General features: G+C 42.8%; 19 protein-coding genes and 1 pseudogene. 13 read left to right on the forward strand and 7 right to left on the reverse strand.

The features are described from left to right. Window positions 1-60: 60 nt before the first annotated feature. A complete protein-coding gene (locus ACFI6G_RS07040) occupies window positions 61-1,059 on the reverse strand; it encodes a porin (RefSeq protein WP_462710197.1) in 999 nt (332 codons plus the stop codon). A 513-nt stretch (window positions 1,060-1,572) separates the two neighbouring features. Between ACFI6G_RS07040 and dinG the strand changes: the two genes are divergently transcribed. The 5 genes from dinG to ACFI6G_RS07065 all read left to right on the forward strand — a co-directional run bounded on the left by dinG (window position 1,573) and on the right by ACFI6G_RS07065 (window position 6,482). Continuing rightward, the gene (dinG, locus tag ACFI6G_RS07045) at window positions 1,573-3,648 is read left to right on the forward strand and encodes an ATP-dependent DNA helicase DinG (RefSeq protein ID WP_010437400.1); all 2,076 of its coding nucleotides are present in this window, start codon (window positions 1,573-1,575) and stop codon (window positions 3,646-3,648) included. A gap of 127 nt (window positions 3,649-3,775) precedes the next feature. Beyond that, window positions 3,776-4,555 (forward strand): sulfite exporter TauE/SafE family protein, encoded by a 780-nt coding sequence (locus ACFI6G_RS07050; protein WP_462710198.1) that lies wholly within the window; start codon window positions 3,776-3,778, stop codon window positions 4,553-4,555. A 20-nt stretch (window positions 4,556-4,575) separates the two neighbouring features. After that, window positions 4,576-5,124, forward strand: a complete 549-nt coding sequence (locus ACFI6G_RS07055; RefSeq protein ID WP_462710199.1) for a primosomal replication protein — start codon at window positions 4,576-4,578, stop codon at window positions 5,122-5,124. Beyond that, window positions 5,114-5,284, forward strand: coding sequence for a pleiotropic regulatory protein RsmS (gene rsmS / locus ACFI6G_RS07060; protein WP_004736541.1), 171 nt, complete (start codon window positions 5,114-5,116; stop codon window positions 5,282-5,284). Before ACFI6G_RS07055 ends, rsmS begins: the two co-directional genes overlap by 11 nt. 64 nt (window positions 5,285-5,348) lie before the next feature. Then, the gene (locus ACFI6G_RS07065) at window positions 5,349-6,482 is read left to right on the forward strand and encodes a ribosomal protein uL16 3-hydroxylase (protein ID WP_462710200.1); all 1,134 of its coding nucleotides are present in this window, start codon (window positions 5,349-5,351) and stop codon (window positions 6,480-6,482) included. 157 nt (window positions 6,483-6,639) lie between these two features. Here the strand turns inward: ACFI6G_RS07065 and ACFI6G_RS07070 are convergent, their stop codons facing one another. After that, entirely contained in the window at window positions 6,640-8,757 is a 2,118-nt protein-coding gene (locus tag ACFI6G_RS07070; protein ID WP_016792573.1) for a methyl-accepting chemotaxis protein, read from the reverse strand. Between the two features lie 500 nt (window positions 8,758-9,257). Between ACFI6G_RS07070 and emrD the strand changes: the two genes are divergently transcribed. From emrD to xthA, 3 genes are all read left to right on the forward strand, one after another. Next, the gene (gene emrD / locus ACFI6G_RS07075) at window positions 9,258-10,463 is read left to right on the forward strand and encodes a multidrug efflux MFS transporter EmrD (RefSeq protein WP_016787163.1); all 1,206 of its coding nucleotides are present in this window, start codon (window positions 9,258-9,260) and stop codon (window positions 10,461-10,463) included. 334 nt (window positions 10,464-10,797) lie between these two features. Continuing rightward, window positions 10,798-12,888, forward strand: coding sequence for a S9 family peptidase (locus tag ACFI6G_RS07080; protein ID WP_193846502.1), 2,091 nt, complete (start codon window positions 10,798-10,800; stop codon window positions 12,886-12,888). 170 nt (window positions 12,889-13,058) lie between these two features. Continuing rightward, window positions 13,059-13,865, forward strand: coding sequence for an exodeoxyribonuclease III (gene xthA / locus ACFI6G_RS07085; protein ID WP_010437369.1), 807 nt, complete (start codon window positions 13,059-13,061; stop codon window positions 13,863-13,865). 71 nt (window positions 13,866-13,936) lie between these two features. Here the strand turns inward: xthA and ACFI6G_RS07090 are convergent, their stop codons facing one another. The 4 genes from ACFI6G_RS07090 to ACFI6G_RS07105 all read right to left on the reverse strand — a co-directional run bounded on the left by ACFI6G_RS07090 (window position 13,937) and on the right by ACFI6G_RS07105 (window position 17,107). Then, window positions 13,937-14,614, reverse strand: a complete 678-nt coding sequence (locus tag ACFI6G_RS07090; RefSeq protein ID WP_004736535.1) for an ABC transporter permease — start codon at window positions 14,612-14,614, stop codon at window positions 13,937-13,939. A 2-nt stretch (window positions 14,615-14,616) separates the two neighbouring features. Continuing rightward, complete coding sequence (locus ACFI6G_RS07095) at window positions 14,617-15,357, reverse strand: ABC transporter permease (protein ID WP_004736534.1); 741 nt, start codon at window positions 15,355-15,357, stop codon at window positions 14,617-14,619. Between the two features lie 78 nt (window positions 15,358-15,435). Then, the gene (locus ACFI6G_RS07100; RefSeq protein WP_010437364.1) at window positions 15,436-16,206 is read right to left on the reverse strand and encodes an ABC transporter substrate-binding protein; all 771 of its coding nucleotides are present in this window, start codon (window positions 16,204-16,206) and stop codon (window positions 15,436-15,438) included. Between the two features lie 130 nt (window positions 16,207-16,336). Beyond that, window positions 16,337-17,107: an ABC transporter ATP-binding protein gene (locus ACFI6G_RS07105; RefSeq protein ID WP_004736532.1), complete on the reverse strand. Its 771-nt coding sequence runs from the start codon at window positions 17,105-17,107 to the stop codon at window positions 16,337-16,339. A gap of 790 nt (window positions 17,108-17,897) precedes the next feature. On the opposite strand from ACFI6G_RS07105, the gene ACFI6G_RS07110 reads away from it, so the two are divergent. The 5 genes from ACFI6G_RS07110 (at window position 17,898) to ACFI6G_RS07130 (ending at window position 24,863) form a co-directional block, all read left to right on the forward strand. Further along, window positions 17,898-19,439 carry a DUF3360 family protein gene (locus tag ACFI6G_RS07110; RefSeq protein WP_016767646.1) on the forward strand — a complete coding sequence of 514 codons (1,542 nt, stop codon included), beginning with the start codon at window positions 17,898-17,900 and terminating at the stop codon, window positions 19,437-19,439. 307 nt (window positions 19,440-19,746) lie between these two features. After that, window positions 19,747-22,023, forward strand: a complete 2,277-nt coding sequence (pflB, locus tag ACFI6G_RS07115; RefSeq protein WP_010437357.1) for a formate C-acetyltransferase — start codon at window positions 19,747-19,749, stop codon at window positions 22,021-22,023. A gap of 208 nt (window positions 22,024-22,231) precedes the next feature. Further along, window positions 22,232-23,233 carry a lipid A deacylase LpxR family protein gene (locus ACFI6G_RS07120; RefSeq protein WP_010437355.1) on the forward strand — a complete coding sequence of 334 codons (1,002 nt, stop codon included), beginning with the start codon at window positions 22,232-22,234 and terminating at the stop codon, window positions 23,231-23,233. Window positions 23,234-23,397: 164 nt separating this feature from the next. Beyond that, window positions 23,398-24,138 (forward strand): pyruvate formate lyase 1-activating protein, encoded by a 741-nt coding sequence (pflA, locus tag ACFI6G_RS07125; RefSeq protein ID WP_102298213.1) that lies wholly within the window; start codon window positions 23,398-23,400, stop codon window positions 24,136-24,138. A gap of 224 nt (window positions 24,139-24,362) precedes the next feature. Next, window positions 24,363-24,863 (forward strand): YfbU family protein, encoded by a 501-nt coding sequence (locus ACFI6G_RS07130; protein ID WP_010437350.1) that lies wholly within the window; start codon window positions 24,363-24,365, stop codon window positions 24,861-24,863. Window positions 24,864-24,972: 109 nt separating this feature from the next. Here the strand turns inward: ACFI6G_RS07130 and ACFI6G_RS07135 are convergent. Then, window positions 24,973-25,143: pseudogene (locus tag ACFI6G_RS07135) on the reverse strand (MipA/OmpV family protein); the annotation flags it as partial. Window positions 25,144-25,417: the final 274 nt, after the last annotated feature.

A 25,417-nucleotide genomic window follows, 5' to 3' on the forward strand; every position in this document is an offset into this window, starting at 1 on the left:
AAAAAGCCAGTCATTAGACTGGCTTTTATCAACATTTAACAATTACTGATTAAGTAACTATTAGAAGCTGTAGAACATTGCGGCAAATACTCCAGTTTCTTCGTCGTTGCCCTTACCAGCGTCGATGTCTTGTAGGATATCGATACCCATATCTACGCGGTCGTTAAGTGTGTACATTGCTGAGATATTTAGACGAGAGTTATCTTTGTCAGCTTCGCCATCTTCAGTAGTAGAGTTAGCGTTGTAACCAGCGGCAAGAGTTAGTTGCTCAGTCATTGGGTAACCAGCAGAGATGTAGTAGCCAACAGTTTCTAGGTTAGAAGTGTTTTTAGCAACGTCGTCAGCACCTTCGTTGATCCAGAAATTAACACCTAGGTCTAGCTCACCAATCTTAGAATTACCAGATACAGAGTATACTTGGTAATCAGCGTCGTCACGAGTCCCGTAACCACCGTATACGTTTACTACTTCGCTTTCGAAACCAACGTAACCATTTAGGCCTTTATCAGCTTTTGAGTGTACGTCATCAGTTTCAAAGTAAGAGATACCGTAAGCAAAACCAGAAGTAGCGCCTTGGAACTTAACTACGTTGAATGCATCTGGAGCACCAGCAGAAGAACCAAACTCGTAAGTAAAGTCGCCAGCACCATCTACTTTGTCAAGAGCAGTGTCGTTTTCCCAACCGAAAGATGCAACACCAACACCAGTGTCAAAACCTAACCATGCTTTATCAACGTCAGTACCGAAGTCATTCTTAACGTCGAATCCGTTATCGTTTTCGTCAGTAGTCCAGTTAAGTTCGAAATCAGTTTCGAAGTAGCCAAGGATACGATTATTTTTGTAGCTAACTGCCAGAGTAAGCGCTGTAGCCCAGTCATCGTAGATAGCGTTAGTTTTAGTATCGTAGTAACCACCTACACCGATTGCACCAGAAACAGAGAACTGCTCTTTGTGCATAGGGTCAAATTCGAATGTTGGTTTTGAGTTTTCTAGACCTACGTTCGCGAAAGCTGAAGTTGAAGCTGCTGCGATAGTTAGTGCTAATAGAGTCTTTTTCATAATAAATCCACTGCCTTTTCTAAGAATGGGAGATCCTTGCCCGGTTCCCTATTATTTTTATGACTGGTCATTACCACTCTTTGTTGGTTAATCACCGTCACTAAATTTCGAGGTCTAGATTGCAAAAGATTATCCTGCGTGTCAAATAAACTAAAAATAGACCTAAAAAAAACACAAACAATTCAAAATCAATCACTTACATTTTTTTTCATCATTTTACGAGCAGCTTATCCTTAGTTTTATCAGGAAATATAATAACTATAAAAAACAACAAAACAGCATATAAGCCCAACAATAGCCATTAAAACAGCCTAAAAACAGAATTTAACACCTGCGGGCCAGTCTTTTTTAATATATATATTTCACAAGATAAATAAAATCGTTAAGTTCCTGATGGTTCAGTTTTTTTTTGTGAACGAGATCTACCTTTGATTCAAAAGCAAGCTATTTTGCCGTAAATGTACCGGCTAGTGATATGTGCTACTATCCTCGCTCCGTTACGTAGGTCACAGTATGCTAACTACTAAAATTCAAAATTCTATTCGCACCAGTTATCAAAACCTCCAAGATCAGTTGGACAACTTTGTACCTCGCCGTGCACAAAATTACCTTGTAGCTGAGATAGCGAAGACACTTTGCGGTCAATACCACAAGAGCAGCCGCATGATTGTTGCTGAGGCGGGAACAGGAATCGGTAAATCACTGGCTTATTTAATGGCAACTATTCCCGTTGCGGTTTTAAATAATCGGAAAATCATTATTTCGACCGCAACCGTCGCGCTACAAGAACAGCTCGTCAATAAAGATCTCCCTCTATATAGAAGACTCACCGACAGAGAGTTCTCTTTTATATTAGCGAAAGGCAGACAACGCTATTGTTGCTCAGAGAAATTGGCAGCGGCTTGCGGTGTTGATGGTGGACAAATGGCTATGTTCGAATCCAAACCAAAGAAAAAGGATATCGAGCAACTTCAAACCATGTATCGTAGTCTAGCTCAAGGTAAATGGGATGGCGATCGTGATTCATGGCCGAAACCAATCGACAATATCATTTGGCAAATGATCGTAAGTGATAAGCACAGCTGCAACAACAGTATGCCAACTCACAGAGATTGCCCTTTCCAGAAAGCGCGTTCAGAGCTAGATAAAGCAGATGTGATTATCGCTAATCACAGTTTGGTGATGGCCGACGCTGACCTAGGTGGCGGAGTTATTCTTCCAGAGCCAGAAAACAGCATCTATATATTCGACGAGGCACACCATTTACCTCATGTCGCTCGAGATCACTCCTCTGCAGCTGCCAGTTTAAAAGGTGCGGCTTCTTGGTTAGAGCGTTTAAATCAATCGATCACTAAGCTTTCTGGTTTAGCGGACGAAAAGCGTGTGCACCGATTTAGAAATGAATTGCAGGACTCCGTACAACAACTGATCCCTACTCTGACTCAAATGAGCAAACAGTTTGACGCAAGCCACTTTGAAGACGGCTTGTATCGCTTTGAGCATGGTGACTTGCCTGAATGGTTAGAAAGTGAGTCGAAAGATCTCAAACAGCTAACTCAAAAGACAAGCCAATCTGTAGCAAAAATCGCTGACCTCATTGCTGAGCGAGTCAAAGACGGAGAGCTTTCCGCAAAACTAGCCGAGCCAGCGCTCGCTGAAATAGGCTTCTATATACAAAGGACAGAGAATCTAGCTCAAGTCTGGCGCCTAATGGCAGAACCTAAGCGAGAAAAAGGCGCACCACTAGCACGTTGGCTTGAGTTAAACAAAGAGAACGAAGGCGATTTCGTTGTCAACGTTTCACCGCTAGAGGTTGGTTGGCAACTTGACCAGCAGATTTGGAGCCGCTGTGTTGGAGCCGTATTAGTTTCTGCGACAATGCGAGCACTTAACTCCTTTAACTTTTTCTGTCACCAAGCAGGTATCAGTCAAAAAGCTGAAGATGGTGTTCAATTCCTTGCTTTGGCATCACCATTTGATTATCAAAACCAAGCAGAGCTGATCGTCCCTGCAATGAAATACGAACCTCAAGCACCTCAGTTTACCGAATATCTTATTGAAATTTTGCCTAAGGTAATAGAAGACAACAAAGCCAATCTCGTTTTATTCTCTTCTTACTGGCAAATGAACAAAGTTGCAGAAGCTTTAGCAACAGGTTTCGTTAAAAAGTCATGGGCTTTACAAGTTCAGGGTGACAGTTCACGCACTGAAATTCTAAAAAAACATAAAAAGCTAATAGAACAAGGCAAAACAAGCGTCCTTTTTGGAACGGGCAGTTTTTCTGAAGGGCTTGATTTGCCTGGAGAGCTTCTTGAAAATCTCGTCATTACAAAGATTCCTTTTGGTGTGCCTACCTCTCCTGTAGAGCAAGCACACTCTGAATATATTGAATCACGAGGCGGTAACCCATTTATGCAAATTACGGTTCCAGAAGCGAGTAAAAAGCTTATTCAATCTGTCGGGCGGTTACTGCGTAAAGAAAGAGATTCTGGTAAAGTCACGATCCTTGATCGTCGCATAGTAACGAAACGATACGGTAAATCATTACTCGACTCGTTACCGCCTTTTAAAAGAACAATAGAATACTAGTTTCGCCATCGTGTTGATGGCTCTAACTCTATCATTGCTGACCTTCGTATTAACAACTATGCATGTCTAACTCAACGGTTACTCATGCTGCTGCCCTATCAGCACATAACGAGAACAATAGCTATTTATGGAAATGATTGAACCAACCATGTTGGTTGTACTTGCTTTGGTTGCCTTCGCCGCCGGCTTTATTGATGCAGTCGCAGGTGGCGGTGGGATGTTAACCGTCCCCGCTTTACTATCACTAGGCCTGCCACCACATATTGTGCTTGGTACCAATAAGCTAGCCGCAACGTTTGCCTCATCGACAGCGGCTTTTACGTATTATCGTAAGAAGTTATTTAAACCCGAATGCTGGATCAACGCATTCATAGCAACGCTGATAGGTGCGACCATTGGCACGTTAACTGTTGATGCAATCAGTACTGAATGGCTGGAGAAAGTTTTGCCGCTCATTATTTTAGCGGCGGCGGTCTATACCATTTTCCACAAGACTCCAGACGTGAGCCATGATGTGTCTCCTAAACCGTGCCCGGTACTTAAGAGAAAGCAAAAATTTCAAGGATTTATTCTGGGGTTTTATGATGGTGTCGCAGGCCCAGGAACGGGAGCCTTTTGGACAGTAAGCTCAATGGCATTGTACCGCCTCAACATCTTACTGGCTTCTGGTTTATCCAAAGCGATGAATTTCACTAGTAACTTCACCTCATTAGTGACATTTGCCATTCTTGGTCATATTGACTGGGTATTAGGTTTAACTATGGGGATTTGCTTAATGGCAGGTGCCTTTGTTGGTGCTCACTCTGCCATTCGGTTTGGCGCTACATTTATACGACCTGTATTTGTCACGGTTGTCAGCGTCCTTGCGATCAAACTGGCTTACGAGGCTTGGTTTGTTAGCTTATAGCATAAATTAATGGGAGTAATATGAGCCAGTTTTTAAAGCTTAAGAACGTCATCGATACCTTAATAGGTCATTGCTCTCAGGTGGACAAAAGTCGAGGTGCTTATCACCAAGCCTTATTCGACCGGACTTTATTCAAGTCTAGGGCATTTATTTTACTTCCTTATGCGCTCGAAGCTCAAACCACTTATCACACCGTATTGCGCGAACAAGCGACAAACCAGCTCACAGCATCAAGAGCGAATTACCTCACAGAAAAGTTAACCAATCAGATAGCGGCAATCCAAAGAGAGCTTGCCAACCATGATTTAAGGTTAGATCGAAAAAGTAAGTCAGGAAAAAACCTTAACGACTTATATAATGAACTCGCTCAGCATCAAGATTGGCAAAAGCGACTGGTCGATTTAGTACGAGTACGAAAATTAGCGTTTGATTCTGCGCCTCGCCATAGTAAGAAAAAAGCGGACGAGGCTTGGCAATTAGCAAAAGAACGATTAGAACGCTGTGAAGACTCAATGAAAAATATTGAGAGACTGATTAACTTAGAGAACCCTAAGCGAAATGAACACTGATAACACATCATCACCACTGGATAATGCGCCAGAAGAAGTTAAGTTAGCTGTCGACCTGATCTATCTGCTCGAAAGCAACGAAATCGACCCAAAAGTGGCGTTAGAAGCAATTAAGATTGTCCAACAAGATTTACAAGCCAAACTAGCATCTAGCATCTAGCATCTAGCATCTAGCATCTAGCATCTAGCATCTAGCATCTAGCATAAAAACATACAGGATTCACATGTACCAACTTAGCTTTTCTATGCCCGAATTTCTTGAAAACTACTGGCATAAAAAACCAACCATCTTAAAAGGTGGCTTCCAAAACTTCGTCGACCCAATTTCGCCGGAAGAACTTGCTGGTTTATCGATGGAAGAAGAAGTTGATTCTCGCTTTGTCTCTAACCTCGACAACCAATGGACTGCAGAACATGGTCCATTCTCAGAAGATAAATTTGCCGAGCTGACTGAAACACATTGGCAATTGATCGTTCAAGCAGCGAACCACTGGCACCAAGGTGCAAATCAGCTGACTGAAGCGTTCCAAGCCTTACCAAACTGGTTATTCGACGATCTAATGATCTGCTACTCAGCACCAGAAGGCGGCGTAGGCCCACATATTGATCAATACGACGTATTCATCATTCAAGGCCAAGGTAAACGTCAGTGGAAGGTTGGCGAGAAAGATGTTGGCCAATACAAAGAAACCGTCCAAGCTTCTGCACTTCGTCAAATAGAAGGCTTTGAGCCAATCATTGATGAAACCTTAGAGCCAGGCGATATCCTCTATATCCCACCGGGCTTCCCACATGAAGGCAACACGTTAGAGCCGTCGATGAGCTACTCTATTGGCTATCGCTCCCCTAAAGAACAAGAGCTGATCAGCAACTTCGCCGATTTTGTACTTGCTCATGATATGGGTGACGTTCATCTTCACGATCCAGAATTCAAAACGCAAGATGATTACGGCAAGGTTCGTTCATCGGATTTAAACAATCTAACTGACATGTTGAAATCTGCACTAGAGCAACCTGAAACCATCAGCGAATTCATGGGATGTTTGCTAAGCCAATCACGCCACCAGCTTGATATCGTCGCTCCTGAGCCTTTATGGACAGAAGAAGAGATCGCTCAACACTTAGAGTCAGAAGGGGAGATCTGTCGAGTATCGGGCTTAAAGGCGCTCTACCATGAGAATGAAAGCAACACGGCTTACATCAATGGGGAAGTCGTTAAAGTTAATCAGGCTGATTCATCGCTACTAAACGTACTGTGTGATGACTCGGTGATTAACTCAGCAACCAACCTTACTCCTTCAGGTGTTACTGTCGTGACTGAATTGGTAAACAAAGGTTACTGGTTTATCGAAGACTAACTTGGTTAATCGGTTTCGATGAATATCATCGCCCCCTAGAACCTAATAACCTTAGAAAAACAAAAAGGGACAAATGAAATCTTCATTTGTCCCTTTTTCGATTCAACCGTTAACTAAACTAAAATAGCTAAACCGTGACCATCTAGGCCTTGAACTACTAGACCTTGAACTGATTCACCAATTTCTGTTGCTGTTGAGATAGTTGCTCGATTTCACTACCCACTTGCTCAGAAGCTGCGGCTTGATCCAAGATCTTCGCGCTTAAGTCACGTATGTTAACCACACTTTGATTCACTTCACCTGAAACAGATTGCTGTTCTTCTGCTGCTCTCACGATCTGGCTATTCATATCGCTGATCTCTTCAATTGAAGTGAAAATCGAACCAAGATCTTCAACTGCATTTTGAACATGTAACGCAGTATCGTTGGCTAAGATATTACCTTCTTGTATCGCTTCGACAACATCTTGAGTTCCAGCATGAACCTTGTCGATCACCGTTCTAATTTCCCCAACCGATGATTGTGTACGACTTGCTAAGTTTCTTACCTCATCAGCTACAACAGCAAAACCTCGTCCTTGCTCACCCGCCCTCGCCGCTTCAATCGCCGCATTCAATGCTAATAAATTGGTTTGCTCAGAGATCCCTTCAATAACACTTAAGATTTCGGTGATGTTACCATTATTTTTAGCTAACTCTTCAACAATAGGAACAGCACTCGACATACGCTCCACCAGCTTTCTCATTTCTCCAGCTGAGAGTTCGATGACTTGTTGCCCTTGTCGAGCAGAACGATTCGCTTCACAAGCAGCATCAACTGCAACTTCTGCATTTTGTACCACTAAGCCAGCGGTCTGAGTCATCTCTTCTGCGGCTGTTGCCACTAGATCGACTTCTTTAAATTGAGATTCACTGCTTTCACGTGTACTCGATGCTGATGCCTTAGCTTGACTTGTCGTACTCGCGACTTGCTCAGTAGTTTGAATCACTTCTTTAATCGTGTGCTGAAGCTTGTCTAAGAACAGGTTAAACCCTTGCGATAACTGACCAATTTCGTCTTGAGATTTCACTTCTAAACGCTGAGTCAAATCACCTTCACCAGAAGCAATATCATTGAGCCTGTCGACTACCTGTCGGATAGGCTTAACAATAGACAATGAAGCAAATGCGATAATAGCTAAACCAAAAAGAATAAAGATGACGCCAGCAATGACTTCCGTTTGGATACCTTCGCTTACTTTAGTACTAATGATTGAATCCAATTTGCTCGCATCAGCGACCACACTCTCACGCGGGATTTCAAACAACACACCCCAAGTTTGGTTGGCTGCGAAAACAGGCGCGAATGCGAGTAACCACTCACCATTCTCACTCCACTGAGTCGTCACTTCACCACCGAATATAAAGTCGGTCATCAAGTCTCCATTTGTGTTTTCACTTTGGAAGTTGGAACCAACAGCAATGCTTTGATCATCAGAAGCGATAACGGAACCATCTAGACTCACAACGTAAACCGCGCCTGCACCTTCAAACAAGCTTTGATCAGATTGAGTCACCACATTAACCAAACCATCAAGCCTTAAATCGATTCCTAAGAAACCAATAGCAACCTCATCAACCAAAATAGGCACTGAGATTGAAGAAGTAAGTAACGTTGTACCGCCACTGTTTACCACTCTTGGGGTGCTGATACATGTTTGACCCGATGACAATGGGCAATAAAAGCGTTCACTATTGCTACCATCACTCAATATAGATTCTGAAATTACGTTCGAAAGAACATTCTCACCATTGTCAGCTACCTTCCAGTACGGTGCAAAACGACCTTTTTCGTTAGATCCAACATAATCAGCATCGACATAATTAGCATCTTCACCATCAAGTAAATCAGGTTGGAAAACTAAATATGCACCTTGAATTGAGTCAAAATTAAGAACTGAACGACGCACCATTTCATCTAATGCCGTACGTAACTCTTCACTTGGCGTAAAGTTTTCGTCAGCATTGTTCTTTAAAAACTGAGCACTGGCAGCTAACATCTCAGCGCGATAGATAGCTTCGTCGACATAACGTTGTGTTTCTTGAGCATTGAGTTGAGAAACCGACGCCAAAAGCTGCTCGGTTTTGTTAATAACCGACTCTGAACTTTGAGATTTGATGACTTGTTGATTACTCGTTGCGTTATAGATCGAGAAACCAATAAGAGACAGTGAAGTAATGATTAAGCAGCAGCCTGCAAACAGAGTAATTTTCCACTGTACCGATAGAGAGCGCATTTAATATCCTTATTTAAGCCAAAAGACTTCCATAACCGTCACTATCACATTGAGATGAATTAACGAGCACAATGTAAATAAGTTTGACGAATAGCTTAGCAGATGATTACAGCACAAATTGCACACATATAAAACGAAAGTTTACATAAATGTTAATAGGCCGCATTTTTGATCTTTTGTTTCTGCGATCTCAAAATAATGTACTCAGATATTCATAGGTTATGTGGCTATTGATCTAACACCTTGAACATAGCCAGAGCATAAACATTTCAAGGAATCCAACGCCGCATTTTCATCTTGAAATCGCAACAACTTCGGATTAGTTTTAATAATCCAAACTATAGATTTTCATCTTGATCAACTTCACAGTTTTTGATTGCTAACTCGGCATTCAAGATCTAATATCTCGCGCCTAGATTCCCTGAACACTTTATTCATTTGGCTCTCCTCAAAGGAGCGCTAAGGCTTTTTACGTCTTTATTTTTTGGAGAGATACGCAAATGTCCGCCTCGTTTCCATTAGCGAAACTTACCTTTTTAATCGCTATTCTGACTGCCGTAGGTCAAATGACTCAAACGATGTACGTGCCTTCTATCGGTCAGATGTCGGGTGAGTTCTTAGTTTCTGCGTCTTCACTCCAAGCCGTGATGGCGTGTTACCTCATCCCTTATGGTCTGTCACAATTTGTCTACGGCCCTCTTTCTGATCGCTTAGGCCGTAAGCCAATCATCGTTGCTGGTTTGATCATCTATATCATCGGTACTTTGGTGGCATTATTCGCTCACGAATATGAATGGTTCTTAGCGGGTAGCTTTATCCAAGGTTTGGGCATCGGTTGTGGCGGTGCGATGTCTCGAACATTGACTCGCGACTGTTTTGAAGGCGCAGAACTACACCGTGCAAACAGCTTAATTAGCATGTGTGTGATTTTCTCACCATTGATGGCTCCTGTATTGGGTGGTTACCTAACAGAAGTTTTCGGCTGGCGTTCTAGCTACTTGTTCCTTGCGCTGTTTGGCATCGCTGTTGTGATCACCATGATGACGAGCATGATGGAAACACTGCCAAGAGAACGACGCAAGCATGAATCGGTTGCCAACAGCTACAAATTCGTTCTGTCTGACAAACGTTTCCAAGGTTTCTTACTGGTGCTAGTCGCAACATTCGCGGGCGTAGCCGTATTTGAAGCAGCGGCAGGCGTGCTGCTTGGCGGCGTACTTGGATTACCTGCAACTACAGTAAGCTTGTTGTTTGTCTTACCCATTCCGGGTTACTTAGTCGGTGCAGGCCTATCTAGTTACATCGCACAACGTCGTACTGAGCGCCGCGTGCTGAATGTTGGTCTAGTTGCTATCTTGGTAGGCTCAACAGTGGTGTTGATACCGGGTCTATTCGGTCAAACAACAGCATTAACTTTGATTGGCGGTGCAACGATTTACTTCTTAGGCGCTGGTATCTTATTTCCAGCTGCAACAACGGGAGCGCTTTCGCCATTCCCATTCCACGCAGGTACAGGGGGCGCGATCCTCGGTGGTATGCAAAACCTAGGCGCTGGCATCGCAACACTATTGGCATCGTTCTTCCCTACTCAAGACCAACTGCCACTCGGTTGCTTGATGATTGCAATGTCATTCATCGCCATGCTTGGTTTACATTGGGTTAACCGTAAACCTGACCATTCAAACGAAATGCCATTGGCTATCTAAAGTAAAACTCGAACCCTGCCCAAACAACGAAGAGGGATATATTGAAAAGTGTGTCCTTTTTTGTTTCACATCTATTCCTTCCACTCTCAATTATCAGCAATTTCATTTAACATTACTTTGATTTTTTGAAAACAATAACAGACACTTGCGCTGAAAGTGCCTATCCAGAATCCAATTATAACTAACATCACTGGAAGAAAACTAACCACTAAAGGATGCTGGCATTAAAACGAGTAAGGTGCACACTAAGGATATACAGATGCGTTTCGCTTTAACCACATTAGCCGTATCGGTCGCACTTGTCGCCGGATGCAGCAATCAAGGAATACCAACCATGAACCATTACGCTCAATCACAACTCATCGTTCAGCAAACTCAAGCACCCGTTGCTAAAAAAGTCCCTCATGCAATGACGATTCATGGTGACACCCGAATCGATGATTACTACTGGATGCGTGATGACGAACGCCAAGATCCAGAGATCTTACAGCACCTAGAGCAAGAGAATCAGTACGCAAAGACCGTGTTGAAACACACGGAAATATTACAAGAACAATTATTCGAAGAGATCAAAGGCCGAATCGCGAAAGACGACAATTCGGTACCGGTTCGAAAAGGCAGCTACTACTACTCGAATGAAGTCACAGGTGACAACGAATACCCAGTTCACTTACGTGCAAAAGACTTTGTAGGCACAGACAAGCAAATCATCTTAGACGTTAACAAACTGGCAAAAGAGCATGAATTCTTCAGTATTGGCGGTTTAACGGTTAGTCCAAACGAAAATTTGTTGGCCTACGGCGAAGATACACTGAGTCGCCGTATTTACACCATCAAGATCAAAGACCTCACAACCAGTGAGTACCTAAAAGACGAAATTAAAGGTGCTTCAAGTGCTATCGCGTGGCAAAACGACAACCAAGCCTTTTACTACATCAAGAAAGATCCACAAACATTGCTAGGTTATCAAGTTTACCGCCACGTTTTAGGCACAGATCAGGCAAGCGATGAGTTAATCTACGAAGAAACCGATAGCGCTTACTACACCTCTTTGAGTAAAAGCAAAGATGGTGAACAGGTCTACATTTGGCACTCGAGCACAGAAACTAGCGGTGTTTCAGTCATAGATGCCAACAACCCAAAGGCTACAGCTGAGGCTTTCTACCCAAAAGAGACCGGCATTGAGTACAGCATCGCTAAGCTAGGTGATTGGTATTACATCTACACCAACTACCAAGCTGTCAACTTCCGTTTGATGAAAGTCACAACCAAAGACATGCATGACCGCTCAAAATGGGTCGATGTCATCCCAGCAGACGATAATACTCAGCTTGTTGATTTCGAGTTGTTTGATGACCATCTTGTTTACGAGCAACGTGCGGGTGGCTTATCGACAGTGAAAGTTCGCCAACTCTCAACAGGCAACGAGTTCCCACTTGAATTCAACGACACCGCATTTGCCGCTTACCTAACGAGTAACTATGAATTAGATAACTCAAAAGTTCGTATCTATTACAGCAGCTTAACCACACCAGGTACTTATTATGATTTCGACCTAAATACAGGTGAATCCGAAATCAAGAAGCAGACACCCGTATTAGGTGATTTCGAAGCAGATAACTATCAATCAGAGCGAATCATGATTACGGTTCGCGATGGTAAGCAAGTACCTGTCTCTTTGGTTTATCGCAAAGATTTATTCAAGAAAGACGGCACTAATCCAATCTACCAATATGGTTACGGATCTTACGGATCTACTATTGAACCGACCTTCAGCTCAACTCGCCTAAGCCTACTGGATAGAGGTTTTGTTTATGCAATCGCACATATCCGCGGTTCAGAAATGCTTGGTCGCCCTTGGTATGAAGATGGCAAAAAACTGACCAAACAAAACACGTTCAACGACTTTATTGATGTAACCAAAGGGCTTATTGAAGAAGGCTACGGCGCAAAAGATAAAGTGTTCGCTGTTGGTGGTTCTGCTGGCGGTCTATTGATGGGAGCAATCATCAACCAAGCACCAGAACTGTACCGTGGTATTGGTGCGCATGTTCCGTTTGTAGACATTGTGACAACCATGCTTGATGAATCGATTCCTCTAACCACCAACGAGTATGATGAATGGGGCAACCCGAACGATAAAACCTACTACGATTACATGTTGGGTTACTCACCATACGACAATATAAAAGTGCAAAACTACCCGAATATGTTGGTAACGACAGGCCTCCATGACTCACAAGTACAGTACTTTGAGCCAATGAAATGGGTCGCGAAGTTGCGTGAGATGAAAGCAGACAACAACGTGTTGCTATTCAAAACCGATATGGAAGCCGGTCACGGTGGCGCTTCTGGTCGATTTAAGCGATTGAAAGAATACGCACTTGAATACGCTTTCTTTTTTGATTTACTAAAGACTCAATAGATTCTACGTAACTGTAAGTATTCACATCATTTTATGTCGCCACTTTGTCTCTACAAAGTGGCGACATAAATTATTAAGCATGGTTAAATACGATGAACCATGAAATCCACCAAATCAAAAAACCTTTAAAGACAAGCAGTGACAAAGGTTTACGAGAGGTATAAAAACAAATGAAAGTAATTAGCTTCAACATCAACGGCCTTAGAGCCCGCCTTCACCAACTGCAAGCTATTATCGACAAACACCAACCCGACGTGATTGGCCTGCAAGAGATAAAAGTACACGATGAAGCCTTCCCAATTGCTGATGTTGAAGCAATGGGCTACAAGGTTTACTTCCACGGTCAAAAAGCCCACTACGGTGTGGCAATGTTGTGTAAGCAAGAGCCTATCTCTGTGCAGAAAGGGTTTCCTACTGACAATGAAGACCATCAAAAGCGTATGATCATGGCGACGTTTGAAGATGAAAATGGTGAGAAGGTGACCGTGCTAAATGGTTACTTCCCTCAAGGGGACAACATCAAGCACGAGACCAAATACCCGTACAAACGCCAGTTCTACAAAGACTTGATGACTTACCTAAATGACTACCACAACAAAGACGAACAAGTCATTGTGATGGGCGACATTAATATCAGCCCTATCGACGCAGACATCGGCATCGGTGAACCTAATGCGAAACGTTGGTTGAAAACAGGTAAGTGCTCTTTCCAACCAGAAGAGCGAGAATGGTTGAAAACACTGATGGATTGGGGTTTTGTAGATAGCTTCCGCTTACTGCACCCTGAAGTAAACGACCAATACTCGTGGTTTGACTACCGCTCAAAAGGTTTCGTGGACAACCGCGGCCTACGAATTGATGTAGTACTTGCGACTCAGAAGCTTGCTGATAAGTGTACTGAAGCAGGCATCGATTACGAACTGCGTGGCATCGAAAAGCCGTCTGACCACGCGCCAATTTGGTCGACGTTTAAGTAATCAACAGCAACAGAATCTGCTCATAAAAAACGGCGCTATAGAAGCGCCGTTTTGTTAATTATGATGTGTAATTAGCTAAGTGGTCTTAAGTAAGCTAAGAAACGTTTCTCTGCGAATTTGAAAATCGCAATGATGATAAACGTCAACCCCATGTAAAACAGACCTGCTGTTAGGAAAGATTCAAACGGAGCATAGTAGCGAGAGTTAACCAAACGAGCTGCACCCGTTAGATCCATAATCGTCACAATACCTGCAACGGCTGAGCCGTGAAGCATAAAGATAACTTCGTTACTGTAAGCCGGTAATGCACGACGTAGTGCACTTGGCAGAATGATACGTCGGTATGTCTTAGGTGTGCTCATGCCATACGCTTTTGCTGCTTCAACTTCACCTTTTGGTAAGCCGTTAATCGCACCGCGAATGATTTCAGCTGTGTATGCCGATGTGTTAAGGATGAATGCCACCAAAGCACAAAACCATGCATTTTCCCATAGTGTATCTTTTACAGGGAAGAACTGATCCATTCCGTAGTAAATCAGGTACAACTGCACCAATAATGGCGTACCACGGAAGAAATAGATGAACGACCAAGCAGGAGCGTTAATCAGCATATTTGGGCTGTTACGAGCGATAGCTAATGGTATGGCTACACATAAGCCAATGATCAAAGCTACGCAAACCATCCAAGCCGTTGTCCATAAACCACTAAGGTAAATCGGCAGGCTTTCAATTATCAATGAAAAGTCCATAACTACCTCGCGTGGATGCTGAATTTACGTTCAACCAACTTAAGTAAGCCCGTCGAAACACTGGTGAAGAATAGGAAGATAAGTGCCACTGTCATATAGAAGGTAAATGGCATTTTGGTTGAACCCGCCGCCAATGCGCTAACACGCACCATATCTTCTAAACCGATAATGGAAACCAACGCGGTAGTCTTGAGTAGAACCAACCAGTTGTTACCGAAACCTGGCAATGCGTGACGAATCATTTGCGGTAATAGGATACGGCGGAATGCTAAGACAGGGCCCATGCCATAAGCTTTTGCTGCTTCCATTTCACCGCTATCAACCGCCATGATTGCTCCACGGAAAGTTTCAGCCATGTAAGCGCCAAAGATAAAGCCAATGGTTAAGACACCAGCAATGAATGGGCTGACATCGATATAATCAGGTAAGTAAGCGGTCCATTCGTGGTTAGGATCACTTGATGTGAACCACTCATTGAGCCATTCATTGATGGAATACAAACTGTTGTTTAGAAGGATTTGTCCACCAAAGAAAATCAGCATCATCAAGACTAGATCGGGAATGCCTCGAATGACGGTTGTATAGAGGGTTGCGATAGCGCGAGCCCAACGATAAGGCGCGAGTTTTGCTAAGGCACCTAGCATACCAAGAACCATAGCTAAAATTAGCGACAGCAAGGCAACTTCGATTGTAAGCACCGCCCCTTTCAGGATCGAAGCTTCATATCCTTGTAAATCAAACATAATGAATTCCAACAGAACTGCGAAAAGTTGGTAAGACAGGGAGAGGAGAGCCTCTCCCTTAAGAATTGGCGCTAGAGATTACTGACCGTATACGTCGTAGTTGAAGTATTTAGCAGCGATATCTTGGTAGATGCCTTTTTCACGAAGTGAAAGGATTGCCGCATCTAATTGCTTAGTCAGATCTTTGTCTTGCTTACGTAGAGCAATACCAAAACCTTCACCGAACCACTTAGGATCCGTTAGTGATGGGCCTACAAACTCGTAGTCTTCACCACCAGCTTTGTTTAGGACACCTTCTTCTAGAGCAGATGCATCACCTAGTACAGCAGCAACACGGCCGTTTGCTAGATCAAGGTAAGCTTCATCGAATGAACCGTAACGAACGATTTCTACTGTGTCACCGTAGTTATCTGTCAGGTATTTATCGTGGGTTGTTGCACGTTGAACCGCAATTTTTTGACCACTTAGATCGTCAAAGTTAAGGCCTGCGCCTTTCTTAGCGATGAACTTATTTGGGATAAGTGCGTATTTACCAGTGAAATCGATTTTTTTCTTACGCTCTTCCGTGATAGACATTGCCGCGATGATCGCATCATATTTACGAGCAAGTAGAGAAGGAATAATACCATCCCAATCTTGTGCAACGATCTTACACTGCACCTGCATTTCAGTACAAAGCGCGTTAGCCATATCAACATCGAAGCCTTTCAGTGAACCATCAGCTTCTGTCCAGCTAAATGGAGGATAAGCACCTTCAATACCGAAGCGTACTGTTTTCCATTCTTTTGCTTGAGCTACGCCCGTTGCAGCAGTTGCAGCAAGTGCCGCGACTAATAACCACTTTTTCATATCCCTACTCCTGTGATTTAGGTTTTTATGTTTTGCTAGTTTTTAATATTGTGTTTGTTATTACTGTACTTGTTGTGTTTCATTGTTCACACCGCCGCTGTTTACCTTGGCGACGGCATTTCAATTCTGATTAGTAAATCGAAGAGATAAATTGTTGTAATCGTTCAGATTCAGGTTCCGTAAACAGTTTAGCTGGATCGCCCTGTTCCTCCACTAAACCTTGATGGAGAAACATCACATGGTTTGATACATCACGAGCAAAAGCCATTTCATGTGTTACCACAAGCATGGTTCTTCCTTCTTCTGCTAAGTCACGCATTACGCCAAGAACTTCACCTACTAACTCTGGGTCAAGCGCCGATGTTGGCTCATCGAATAACATCACTTCAGGATCAACGGCTAACGCTCTTGCAATCGCAGCACGTTGTTGTTGCCCGCCAGACAAATGGCCTGGGTAGTAATCTTTGCGCTCATACAAACCTACTTTTTTAAGCAGTAGCTCTGCATTTTCAATCGCTTGAGCTTTAGGTACACCTAAGACATGAACAGGTGCTTCAATAACATTTTCGAGGACAGTCAGGTGAGACCATAGGTTAAAACCCTGAAAAACCATGGCTAGGCGAGAACGGATTCGCTGTACTTGTTTTTCGTTAGCAGGCACAGAAACACCTTGGCGGTTGTTTTTCATCTGAATTAATTCGCCGTTAACCCAAATCTCGCCAGCAGTAGGTGTCTCTAAAAGATTGATACATCTAAGGAAAGTACTTTTACCCGACCCTGAAGATCCGATAATCGATACTACATCGCCTTTATGCGCAGAAAGTGAAATTCCCTTTAAAACTTCATTTTGACCAAACGTCTTGTGTAAATCCTTTATGTCCAGCGCTGGTACATCTTTCATGCGCTTTCTCTCCCAAGTTTGTGAAAATGCAAGGTACTCCGACCTTTTCATGCGATACAAACTAGCACCACACGGATTAACATGCAACAAATTATTAACCTAAGAATTTGGAATAAATAGCGATTCACTCTGACTTATTATGCAAAAGGTAGCGTTTTCCCCTCAATTTAATGAATGAGTTCTATCAATAAGTCGTAATTACCACTCTTACATTGTTTACATAAAGTTAATCAAAATGAGATTTACGTAGCTCGATGTCTTACTAGCAAAACAAATTTTGTGTGCTAGAAAATGTCGCTGACAAAAAATATAACGCTCATAGAGCCATACACAACACACTATAAGGCACAGTAATTTTAAGGTTATTACATTGTAAGTATTTCTCTAGCGATCGAAGGTAATCCAATAATAGTGAAATAACTCAATAAGATTTAGGTTTGCAGCATATGCTTTAACCACCAAGGCTCGAGTAATAGAGGTTAACGTCAGTTTGTGAAAACAAATTACACTTTTTATCAATGGTACGTTAATGAATCGCTGCGTTTTGTAGCTTTCTTTCACATACACTCATAAAGTGATCAAGATCAATCACCCTAAAGGGTAAGCTTGTTAGACTCCTCAACACAAAATAAGGCATTAAAAATGCCAAACATTTCTTTTAACTTAACTGCATAAAGCACAGCAAAACCGTGCAACATAATGTTAATGAGTTATAACTAAGAAATAACGCAATTACGCGAACTTATAGAATTCAATTTTAGAATTACTAACATAAAAATATGAGGAATCTATGTCAGACGTTGTCAATAATGCGAACTCTGAAGTAGAAGAGAAAAGCTATAAAGAGCTACACCGTCCTGCTTCTGAATTTGAGAGCCGCTCAGATTATCTAGATCACGAACTTCAAATCATGAAGCCTCGCCGCTTCGGTTTAAACCTTCCAGGTCGTGACTTCCGCTTTGAACTTGAAGATCTTGTTCCTGCACTTGCTGGTACTATTGGCATCATTGCGATGTACTCTGCAGTAATGATGTCGTGGGCTGATGGCCTAACTCAAGCTTGGGATCACGTAAACCTAGGTAAAGACTTCGCAATTGAAGTCGCTCGTGTAGAAATGCTTATTCCTGCACTACTGTTTTGTATCCTTGCTTCTGGTTTCTTTAACCCTAAAGCAAACCTTGCCGGCAACCACGGCCCAATGATCCCTCTTATCGGTACCATCGCTCTCGCTGGTGCTCACCCTCTTGCATTGGCCATCCTGATCGGTGTGTTCGGTCTCATCCTAAGTTTCCTAAAAGGCGGATCTAAACTTGTTAACCTAACTTCTGAAGGTACAGCAGGTGGCTTGCTCATATTCTTAGGCTTAACCGGTACCATGAGCCAAATCAACTCAATTCAAGCATGGGCGGTTGGTCTTCAATCTTCTACTGTTGAAGCGGGTAGCATGGGTTACGTGGGTCTTATCGTTCTTGCTATTACTATTGCTATCTACGCTTTCTTAGCAAAAGTGAACAAGCGTTGGTTAGCTATTCCAGTTTGTGCGTTTACAGGCCTTGCTATTGCATTAGCATTAGGCGCTGGTTTCGATATCGTGTTCGAAACTGAAATGGGCATTCCAAACCTAAACCCAGTTTACTGGTGGGGTTCGACTTCTGAAGGTTGGATGCTTGGCTTGCCAAATGTTGAGCACTTCATCGCTTCGCTACCGTTCGCTATTCTTGCAGTAGCAATGTGGTCACCAGACTTCCTAGGTCACCGTATCTTCCAAGAGCTGAACTACCCTAAACGTTCTGAAAAAGTTCTGATGGACGTAGATGACACAATGACGATGTGTTCTGTTCGTCAAATGGTCGGTACTGCAGTAGGTGGTGGTAACATCACATCTTCTTGGGGTACTTACATGATCCCAGCAGCAATCGCGAAACGTCCAATCCCTGGCGGCGCTATCTTGCTTGGTTCTCTGTGTATTATTGTTGCAATCCTTGGTTTCCCAATGGACGTTGCAGTATGGCCACCAGTAATGCGTGTAGCACTACTTGTAGGTGTATCACTACCTCTACTTGAAGCGGGTATGCAAATGGTCAAGGATTCAAAAGATTCTCAAGCAGCGGGTATCTGTATCTTCGGTTCAGCGGTTGTTAACCCAGTATTAGCATGGGCATTAACGATGCTTCTTGATAACAACGGTCTAATTGGTGATAAAGAACGTGCGAAGCGTCTATCATTTGTAGACAAGATTGTTATCCCTGTCGGCGTTTTGGTTATCTGTCTGGTAGCAATGCTTGCGGTTGGTATGCTAGAAAGTCAATATGGCCTGAAAGCTTGGCTATAATAGTCCTTACTACACATAAGTAGTATTCGGATTAAAAAAAAGTTTGGGTGGCAACCCTTGTCACTCAAATCTTTTCAACTTTTTTTGGTATTTATTGATTTAGTTTAAGGTTTGCAGGAATTTTTTAGCGTAGTCTTAAATGCATAGAGTAAAGACAACATATAAAAGGTAGTGACAATATATATAACCATATGACGCTTATATGCTCATATATATTGTTATTAATAAGAGTGTACTACCCTTACGAGGGGCGCTGGCTCAACAGTGTTAATGTACGTATTTTTTCTACTAAAAAGGTAGGTATGTCATGGCAGAGCAATTTGCTAAAGCTTGGGAAGATTTTGCTGCAGGTGAGTGGCAAAGCGAAGTAAACGTTCGTGATTTCATTCAAAAGAACTACACGCCGTATGAAGGCGACGAGTCTTTCCTAGTTTCTGAGGGTACTGAAGCGACTAACAAGCTTTGGTCTTCGGTAATGGAAGGTATCAAACAGGAAAACGCAACTAAAGCACCTGTAGATTTCGATACTTCTGTTATCTCTACCATTACTGCTCACGATGCAGGTTACATTGAGAAAGATCTTGAGACTATCGTTGGTCTACAAACAGAGAAGCCACTAAAACGTGCAATCATCCCTAACGGTGGTGTACGTATGGTTGAAGGTTCTTGTAAAGCATACGGTGAAACTCTTGACCCAATGGTTTCAAAAATCTACTCAGAATACCGCAAAACACACAATGCTGGCGTTTTCGATATCTACACTCCTGATATCCTAAAATGTCGTAAGTCTGGTGTTCTGACTGGTCTTCCTGATGCTTACGGCCGTGGTCGTATCATTGGTGACTACCGTCGTGTTGCACTTTACGGTATTGATTTCCTAATGAAAGACAAAGCTGCTCAATTCGCTTCTCTACAAGAGCGTTTCGAGAACGGCGAAGATCTTACTGCAACAATGCAATTGCGTGAAGAGATCTCTGAGCAACATCGTGCTCTAGGTCAAATCAAGCAAATGGCTGAGAAGTACGGTTTCGATATCTCTGAGCCAGCTCAAACTGCTCAAGAAGCTATCCAGTGGACTTACTTCGGCTACCTAGCTGCTGTTAAATCTCAAAACGGTGCTGCAATGTCTCTAGGTCGTACTTCGACTTTCCTAGACATCTACATCGAGCGCGATATCGCTGCTGGTAAGATTACAGAAGACCAAGCTCAAGAAATGATCGACCACTTCGTAATGAAGCTACGTATGGTTCGTTTCCTACGTACTCCTGAGTACGATGAGCTATTCTCTGGCGACCCAATCTGGGCAACAGAGTCTATGGGTGGTATGGGTATCGACGGTCGTACGCTAGTAACGCGTTCGAACTTCCGTTTCCTAAACTCTCTATACACAATGGGTCCTTCTCCAGAGCCAAACATCACTGTTCTTTGGTCTGAGCAACTACCTGACGGCTTCAAACGTTTCTGTGCGAAGGTATCTATCGATACTTCTTCTATCCAGTACGAAAATGATGACCTAATGCGTCCTGACCTTGATTCTGATGATTACGCTATCGCTTGTTGTGTATCTCCAATGATCGTTGGTAAGCAAATGCAGTTCTTCGGTGCTCGTGCTAACCTTGCGAAAACAATGCTTTACGCAATCAACGGCGGTATGGACGAAAAACTTAAGATGCAAGTTGGTCCTAAAGAAGCTCCAATGACTGACGCTGTTCTTGATTACGATAAAGTAATGGACCGTCTAGATCACTTCATGGACTGGTTAGCGAAGCAATACGTGACTGCACTAAACAGCATCCACTACATGCACGATAAGTACAGCTACGAAGCGTCTCTAATGGCTCTTCATGACCGTGACGTTCGTCGTACTATGGCTTGTGGTATTGCTGGTCTATCTGTTGCAGCTGACTCACTGTCTGCAATCAAATTCGCGACTGTTAAACCAATCCGCGACGAAGATGGCATTGCAACTGACTTCGAAATCGAAGGTGATTACCCTAAATACGGTAACAACGACTCTCGTGTAGATGACATTGCTTGTGAACTAGTTTCTACGTTCATGAACAAGATCCGTAAGCTTAAGACTTACCGTAACTCTATCCCTACACAGTCAGTTCTTACTATCACATCTAACGTGGTATACGGTAAGAAAACAGGTAACACTCCAGACGGTCGTCGTGCTGGTGCTCCTTTCGCTCCTGGTGCTAACCCAATGCACGGTCGTGATGAGAAAGGCGCTGTAGCTTCACTAACGTCTGTAGGTAAACTACCGTTTGCTGACGCACAAGATGGTATCTCTTACACGTTCTCTATCGTGCCAAACGCACTAGGTAAAGAACAAGACAGCCAACGTGCTAACCTTGCAGGCCTAATGGATGGTTACTTCCACCACGAAGCTGGCATTGAAGGTGGTCAACACCTTAACGTTAACGTTCTTAACCGCGAAACTCTTGAAGACGCAGTTAAGCACCCTGAGAAGTACCCTCAGCTAACGATTCGTGTTTCTGGTTACGCTGTACGCTTCAACTCTCTGACTTCAGAGCAGCAAGCTGACGTAATCGCACGTACATTTACTGAGTCTCTATAAGCTTAAACGCTTAAACTGACCATTCAGTAATATTAATTAGCCTCGCCAATGTGCGGGGCTTTTTTATATCTGACATAAATCGTACTGATTTAACCAACCTCTCAAAGTGTTAGATTGAGCAAAAAAGCCCCCTTCCATTCACTTTTTTTCCACAAATTCATGCAAACTACGATACTATCTCGGTTCATAATTTTAGAGTAACTGCTACATGAAATACCTTCGTTGTTTACCACTGATCCTTCTCTCTTTTTCATCATTGGCATCTGAACGTTCTACATTAACTTTTGCGTTAGACAACGATGGCATCTTTGGCGTCGACCAAGACTATACCAACGGTTTATTTCTGGCTTACACATCATCAAGTATTACTCCTTACAATTGGGCCAAACCACTAAGTCTTTCCTATTGGGGCGCAAGTTCTTTAGATAAGTGGGAAATCACCATTGGCCACAAAATGTATACGCCTTCGGATATTGAACTAGAAACACCTTCAGCCAATGATCGTCCATATGCAGGTTACCTGCATACCGAGTTCAATTACATCAGCCTGCATCCACAGCAAGCCCAACGCTTTAACATCACCTTTGGTACAACGGGTGAGCGTGCACTTTCCGAAGACGCTCAAAAACTGGTTCACTCGATCACGAAATCGGACGAGCCTATGGGCTGGGAATATCAAATAGATGACGAGTACGCTGGCAGCGTCGGTTACTTAAGCCATTTCAATCTTATGCGTAACCAATCTATTGCGAACACAGACTTTGAAATATCAAACATCTCAGAAATCAATGTAGGTAACTTTAGAAGTGATATCCAAACAGGCTTTATGTTCCGTTGGGGTACCGATTTAGGCGGCAACTTTGGCGCGGCCAATATCACTACTGAAAACCCATTCCGACCGGGTATGATTGGTGCATCAAACAATGGTTGGTTTACTTACGCAGGCCTTGAGGGTCGTTACCGATTCAATGACCTGACTATCGAAGGTGATCGTTCAGGTGTTGACGAGTACGCTAATAAAAATAACCAAGACCCAGCTATTTACGATGTTACTTTAGAGAACATTCAAGCAACGGCTGTATTGGGTGTTGCTTGGTATAATCAATACGTTGGTGCATCTTTCGCACTAACAGCAAAAACACCAGATTACAAAGAAGCAAAAGAGTCAGTGTACACCACTGGTGGTATCACCATGTTTGCTTTTTTCTAGCCACTAGTAAGGGCTTTCATCCTTTACTTTCCAAGTTTATTAAAGGCAATCACCTTGACCGGTGATTGCCTTTATTTTTAAGGGCCTCGTTACCATTTGACCCTATTTTATGTACCGTTTTTGTAATAAAATAAACGGTATAAATTCCTCTACGAGAATAGCTCATGTCTACAACTGGTCGCATTCACTCATTCGAATCTTGTGGTACTGTCGATGGCCCTGGTATCCGCTTTATTGTGTTTCTTCAAGGCTGCTTAATGCGTTGTATGTACTGCCATAACCGCGATACATGGGATCTTCATGATGGAAAAGAAGTAACAGTTGAAGAGATCATCAACGAAGCAAAATCATACCGTCACTTTATGAAAGCTTCCGGTGGTGGTATCACATGTTCTGGCGGTGAAGCCATGCTACAACCAGAGTTTGTTCGTGATTTTTTCCGTGCAGCTCAAGCTGAAGGCATTCATACTTGTCTCGACACTAACGGCTACATTCGTAAGCACACAGAAGTGGTTGACGAAGTTCTAGAAGCTTCTGATCTCGTAATGTTAGATCTAAAGCACATGCGAGATGAGATTCACCACGATTTCATTGGTGTATCCAATAGACGTACACTGGATTTTGCACGCTACCTACACAAGATTGGCAAGAAAACTTGGATTCGTTATGTGATTGTTCCGGGCTACACCGACACACCAGAAGATGCTCATCTTCTAGGTGAATTCATTAAAGACATGGATAACATCGAGAAAGTCGAGCTTCTTCCGTACCACAAGCTTGGTGCTCATAAATGGGAAGCGCTTGGCTTTGACTACCCTCTTGAAGGTACAAATCCGCCAAGTAAAGAGAAAATGGACGAGATTGTTACAGTACTTAGCCAGTATCATTCAAACGTAAAATACTAATACTGCAGACGATGCTCAACCTCTATTTTAAACGCCTCAATTTCGATTGGGGCGTTTTCTTTTCTAGCGCTAACTATCCTTTCACTTTTCTTTACAACTTTTGTTTATCAATTAAAAAAATCATATTAAATCCGTGTTGAGATCATGTTTCCACGCGTAGGAATGCTGTTACTCTTACTGCAACAAAAGAATATAACATTTAGTTTTTTAGTGAGGCTCATCCCATGGAAATGACCAATGCTCAGCGTCTAATTCTATCAAATCAATACTACCTAATGTCTCAAATGAACCCTGAGAACTCGGCGAAATACCAGCGTCTACAAACGATTGTAGAACGTGGTTACGAGCTCCAAATGCGTGAACTTAACAAAGAATTCGGTTGTTTGACTGAAGCTGAATGTCGTGAAATTATCGACATCATGGAAATGTACCATGCTATGCAAGAGTCGAACAAAATGCTTGCAGAGCAAGAGCGTGCTGAAGTTGACCAGCGTCGTCTTCAGTTCCTAGGTTTTGATATAGCATCTGAAGCTCAAATCGTGCATTACGTGCGTTTCCTTGTAGATTCTGAAGGTCTTTACCCTCAATTCGACAAAGCTGATCACCATTTCAACAGCCAAATGCCAATGTTAGAGAAATACCGCCGCATGTTAACAACATGGCGCAACTGTCCTCGTCAGTACCACCTATGTTCGACAGAACTATCTCAGATCTTTAGCGCTTAATACGTTAATAGATCAGCGATAACTTTTAAAAAGTTTCAAGAAAAGGGTTAATCATCATGAGTAACCCTTTTTTAATGTCAGCATTTAGAAAGAAAAACCAAAGCAACGAGAAGACGTAAGCAACACCGACGTTCACAGCCATGTTGATACCACTTTCAAGTATTGGGCTATGCTCTATATCTCCTTCAAGATTGATATTACGAACGCCACCAGTGATTCGGATATTTGGCGTCAAATGTAAGTAACCACCTAAACCAATAAAGTACTGACCATCCCAGTCTACACATAGGGATCACAACACGGTTTGACGGTGTATTTTTATAGACCGTTGATGAATAAGAAACTGTAACGCCAAGCGACCACTATGAGACTCTCGCGTATACATTTGTCGTTACTAATATTGCGGCGCCGATGACGACCGTTTCTAATCCATTATTCTTCGCTATATCTACCTATTTATTGAACAATTTTTGATAACGCCACGCCTTATATGGTTTTCAATCCCATAGAATTAATAGAGCTCAGTTATACGTCGAATAGGTATAAATACAGTA

This window comes from Vibrio sp. PSi01, from assembly GCF_054960695.1.

What these genes read in the sequence shown, in the direction of transcription:
- ACFI6G_RS07040 (WP_462710197.1), bottom strand. Translation starts at nt 1,059, where the DNA reads ATGAAAAAGACTCTATTAGCACTAACTATCGCAGCAGCTTCAACTTCA.
- dinG (WP_010437400.1), top strand. Translation starts at nt 1,573, where the DNA reads ATGCTAACTACTAAAATTCAAAATTCTATTCGCACCAGTTATCAAAAC.
- ACFI6G_RS07050 (WP_462710198.1), top strand. Translation starts at nt 3,776, where the DNA reads ATGGAAATGATTGAACCAACCATGTTGGTTGTACTTGCTTTGGTTGCC.
- ACFI6G_RS07055 (WP_462710199.1), top strand. Translation starts at nt 4,576, where the DNA reads ATGAGCCAGTTTTTAAAGCTTAAGAACGTCATCGATACCTTAATAGGT.
- rsmS (WP_004736541.1), top strand. Translation starts at nt 5,114, where the DNA reads ATGAACACTGATAACACATCATCACCACTGGATAATGCGCCAGAAGAA.
- ACFI6G_RS07065 (WP_462710200.1), top strand. Translation starts at nt 5,349, where the DNA reads ATGTACCAACTTAGCTTTTCTATGCCCGAATTTCTTGAAAACTACTGG.
- ACFI6G_RS07070 (WP_016792573.1), bottom strand. Translation starts at nt 8,757, where the DNA reads ATGCGCTCTCTATCGGTACAGTGGAAAATTACTCTGTTTGCAGGCTGC.
- emrD (WP_016787163.1), top strand. Translation starts at nt 9,258, where the DNA reads ATGTCCGCCTCGTTTCCATTAGCGAAACTTACCTTTTTAATCGCTATT.
- ACFI6G_RS07080 (WP_193846502.1), top strand. Translation starts at nt 10,798, where the DNA reads ATGAACCATTACGCTCAATCACAACTCATCGTTCAGCAAACTCAAGCA.
- xthA (WP_010437369.1), top strand. Translation starts at nt 13,059, where the DNA reads ATGAAAGTAATTAGCTTCAACATCAACGGCCTTAGAGCCCGCCTTCAC.
- ACFI6G_RS07090 (WP_004736535.1), bottom strand. Translation starts at nt 14,614, where the DNA reads ATGGACTTTTCATTGATAATTGAAAGCCTGCCGATTTACCTTAGTGGT.
- ACFI6G_RS07095 (WP_004736534.1), bottom strand. Translation starts at nt 15,357, where the DNA reads ATGTTTGATTTACAAGGATATGAAGCTTCGATCCTGAAAGGGGCGGTG.
- ACFI6G_RS07100 (WP_010437364.1), bottom strand. Translation starts at nt 16,206, where the DNA reads ATGAAAAAGTGGTTATTAGTCGCGGCACTTGCTGCAACTGCTGCAACG.
- ACFI6G_RS07105 (WP_004736532.1), bottom strand. Translation starts at nt 17,107, where the DNA reads ATGAAAGATGTACCAGCGCTGGACATAAAGGATTTACACAAGACGTTT.
- ACFI6G_RS07110 (WP_016767646.1), top strand. Translation starts at nt 17,898, where the DNA reads ATGTCAGACGTTGTCAATAATGCGAACTCTGAAGTAGAAGAGAAAAGC.
- pflB (WP_010437357.1), top strand. Translation starts at nt 19,747, where the DNA reads ATGGCAGAGCAATTTGCTAAAGCTTGGGAAGATTTTGCTGCAGGTGAG.
- ACFI6G_RS07120 (WP_010437355.1), top strand. Translation starts at nt 22,232, where the DNA reads ATGAAATACCTTCGTTGTTTACCACTGATCCTTCTCTCTTTTTCATCA.
- pflA (WP_102298213.1), top strand. Translation starts at nt 23,398, where the DNA reads ATGTCTACAACTGGTCGCATTCACTCATTCGAATCTTGTGGTACTGTC.
- ACFI6G_RS07130 (WP_010437350.1), top strand. Translation starts at nt 24,363, where the DNA reads ATGGAAATGACCAATGCTCAGCGTCTAATTCTATCAAATCAATACTAC.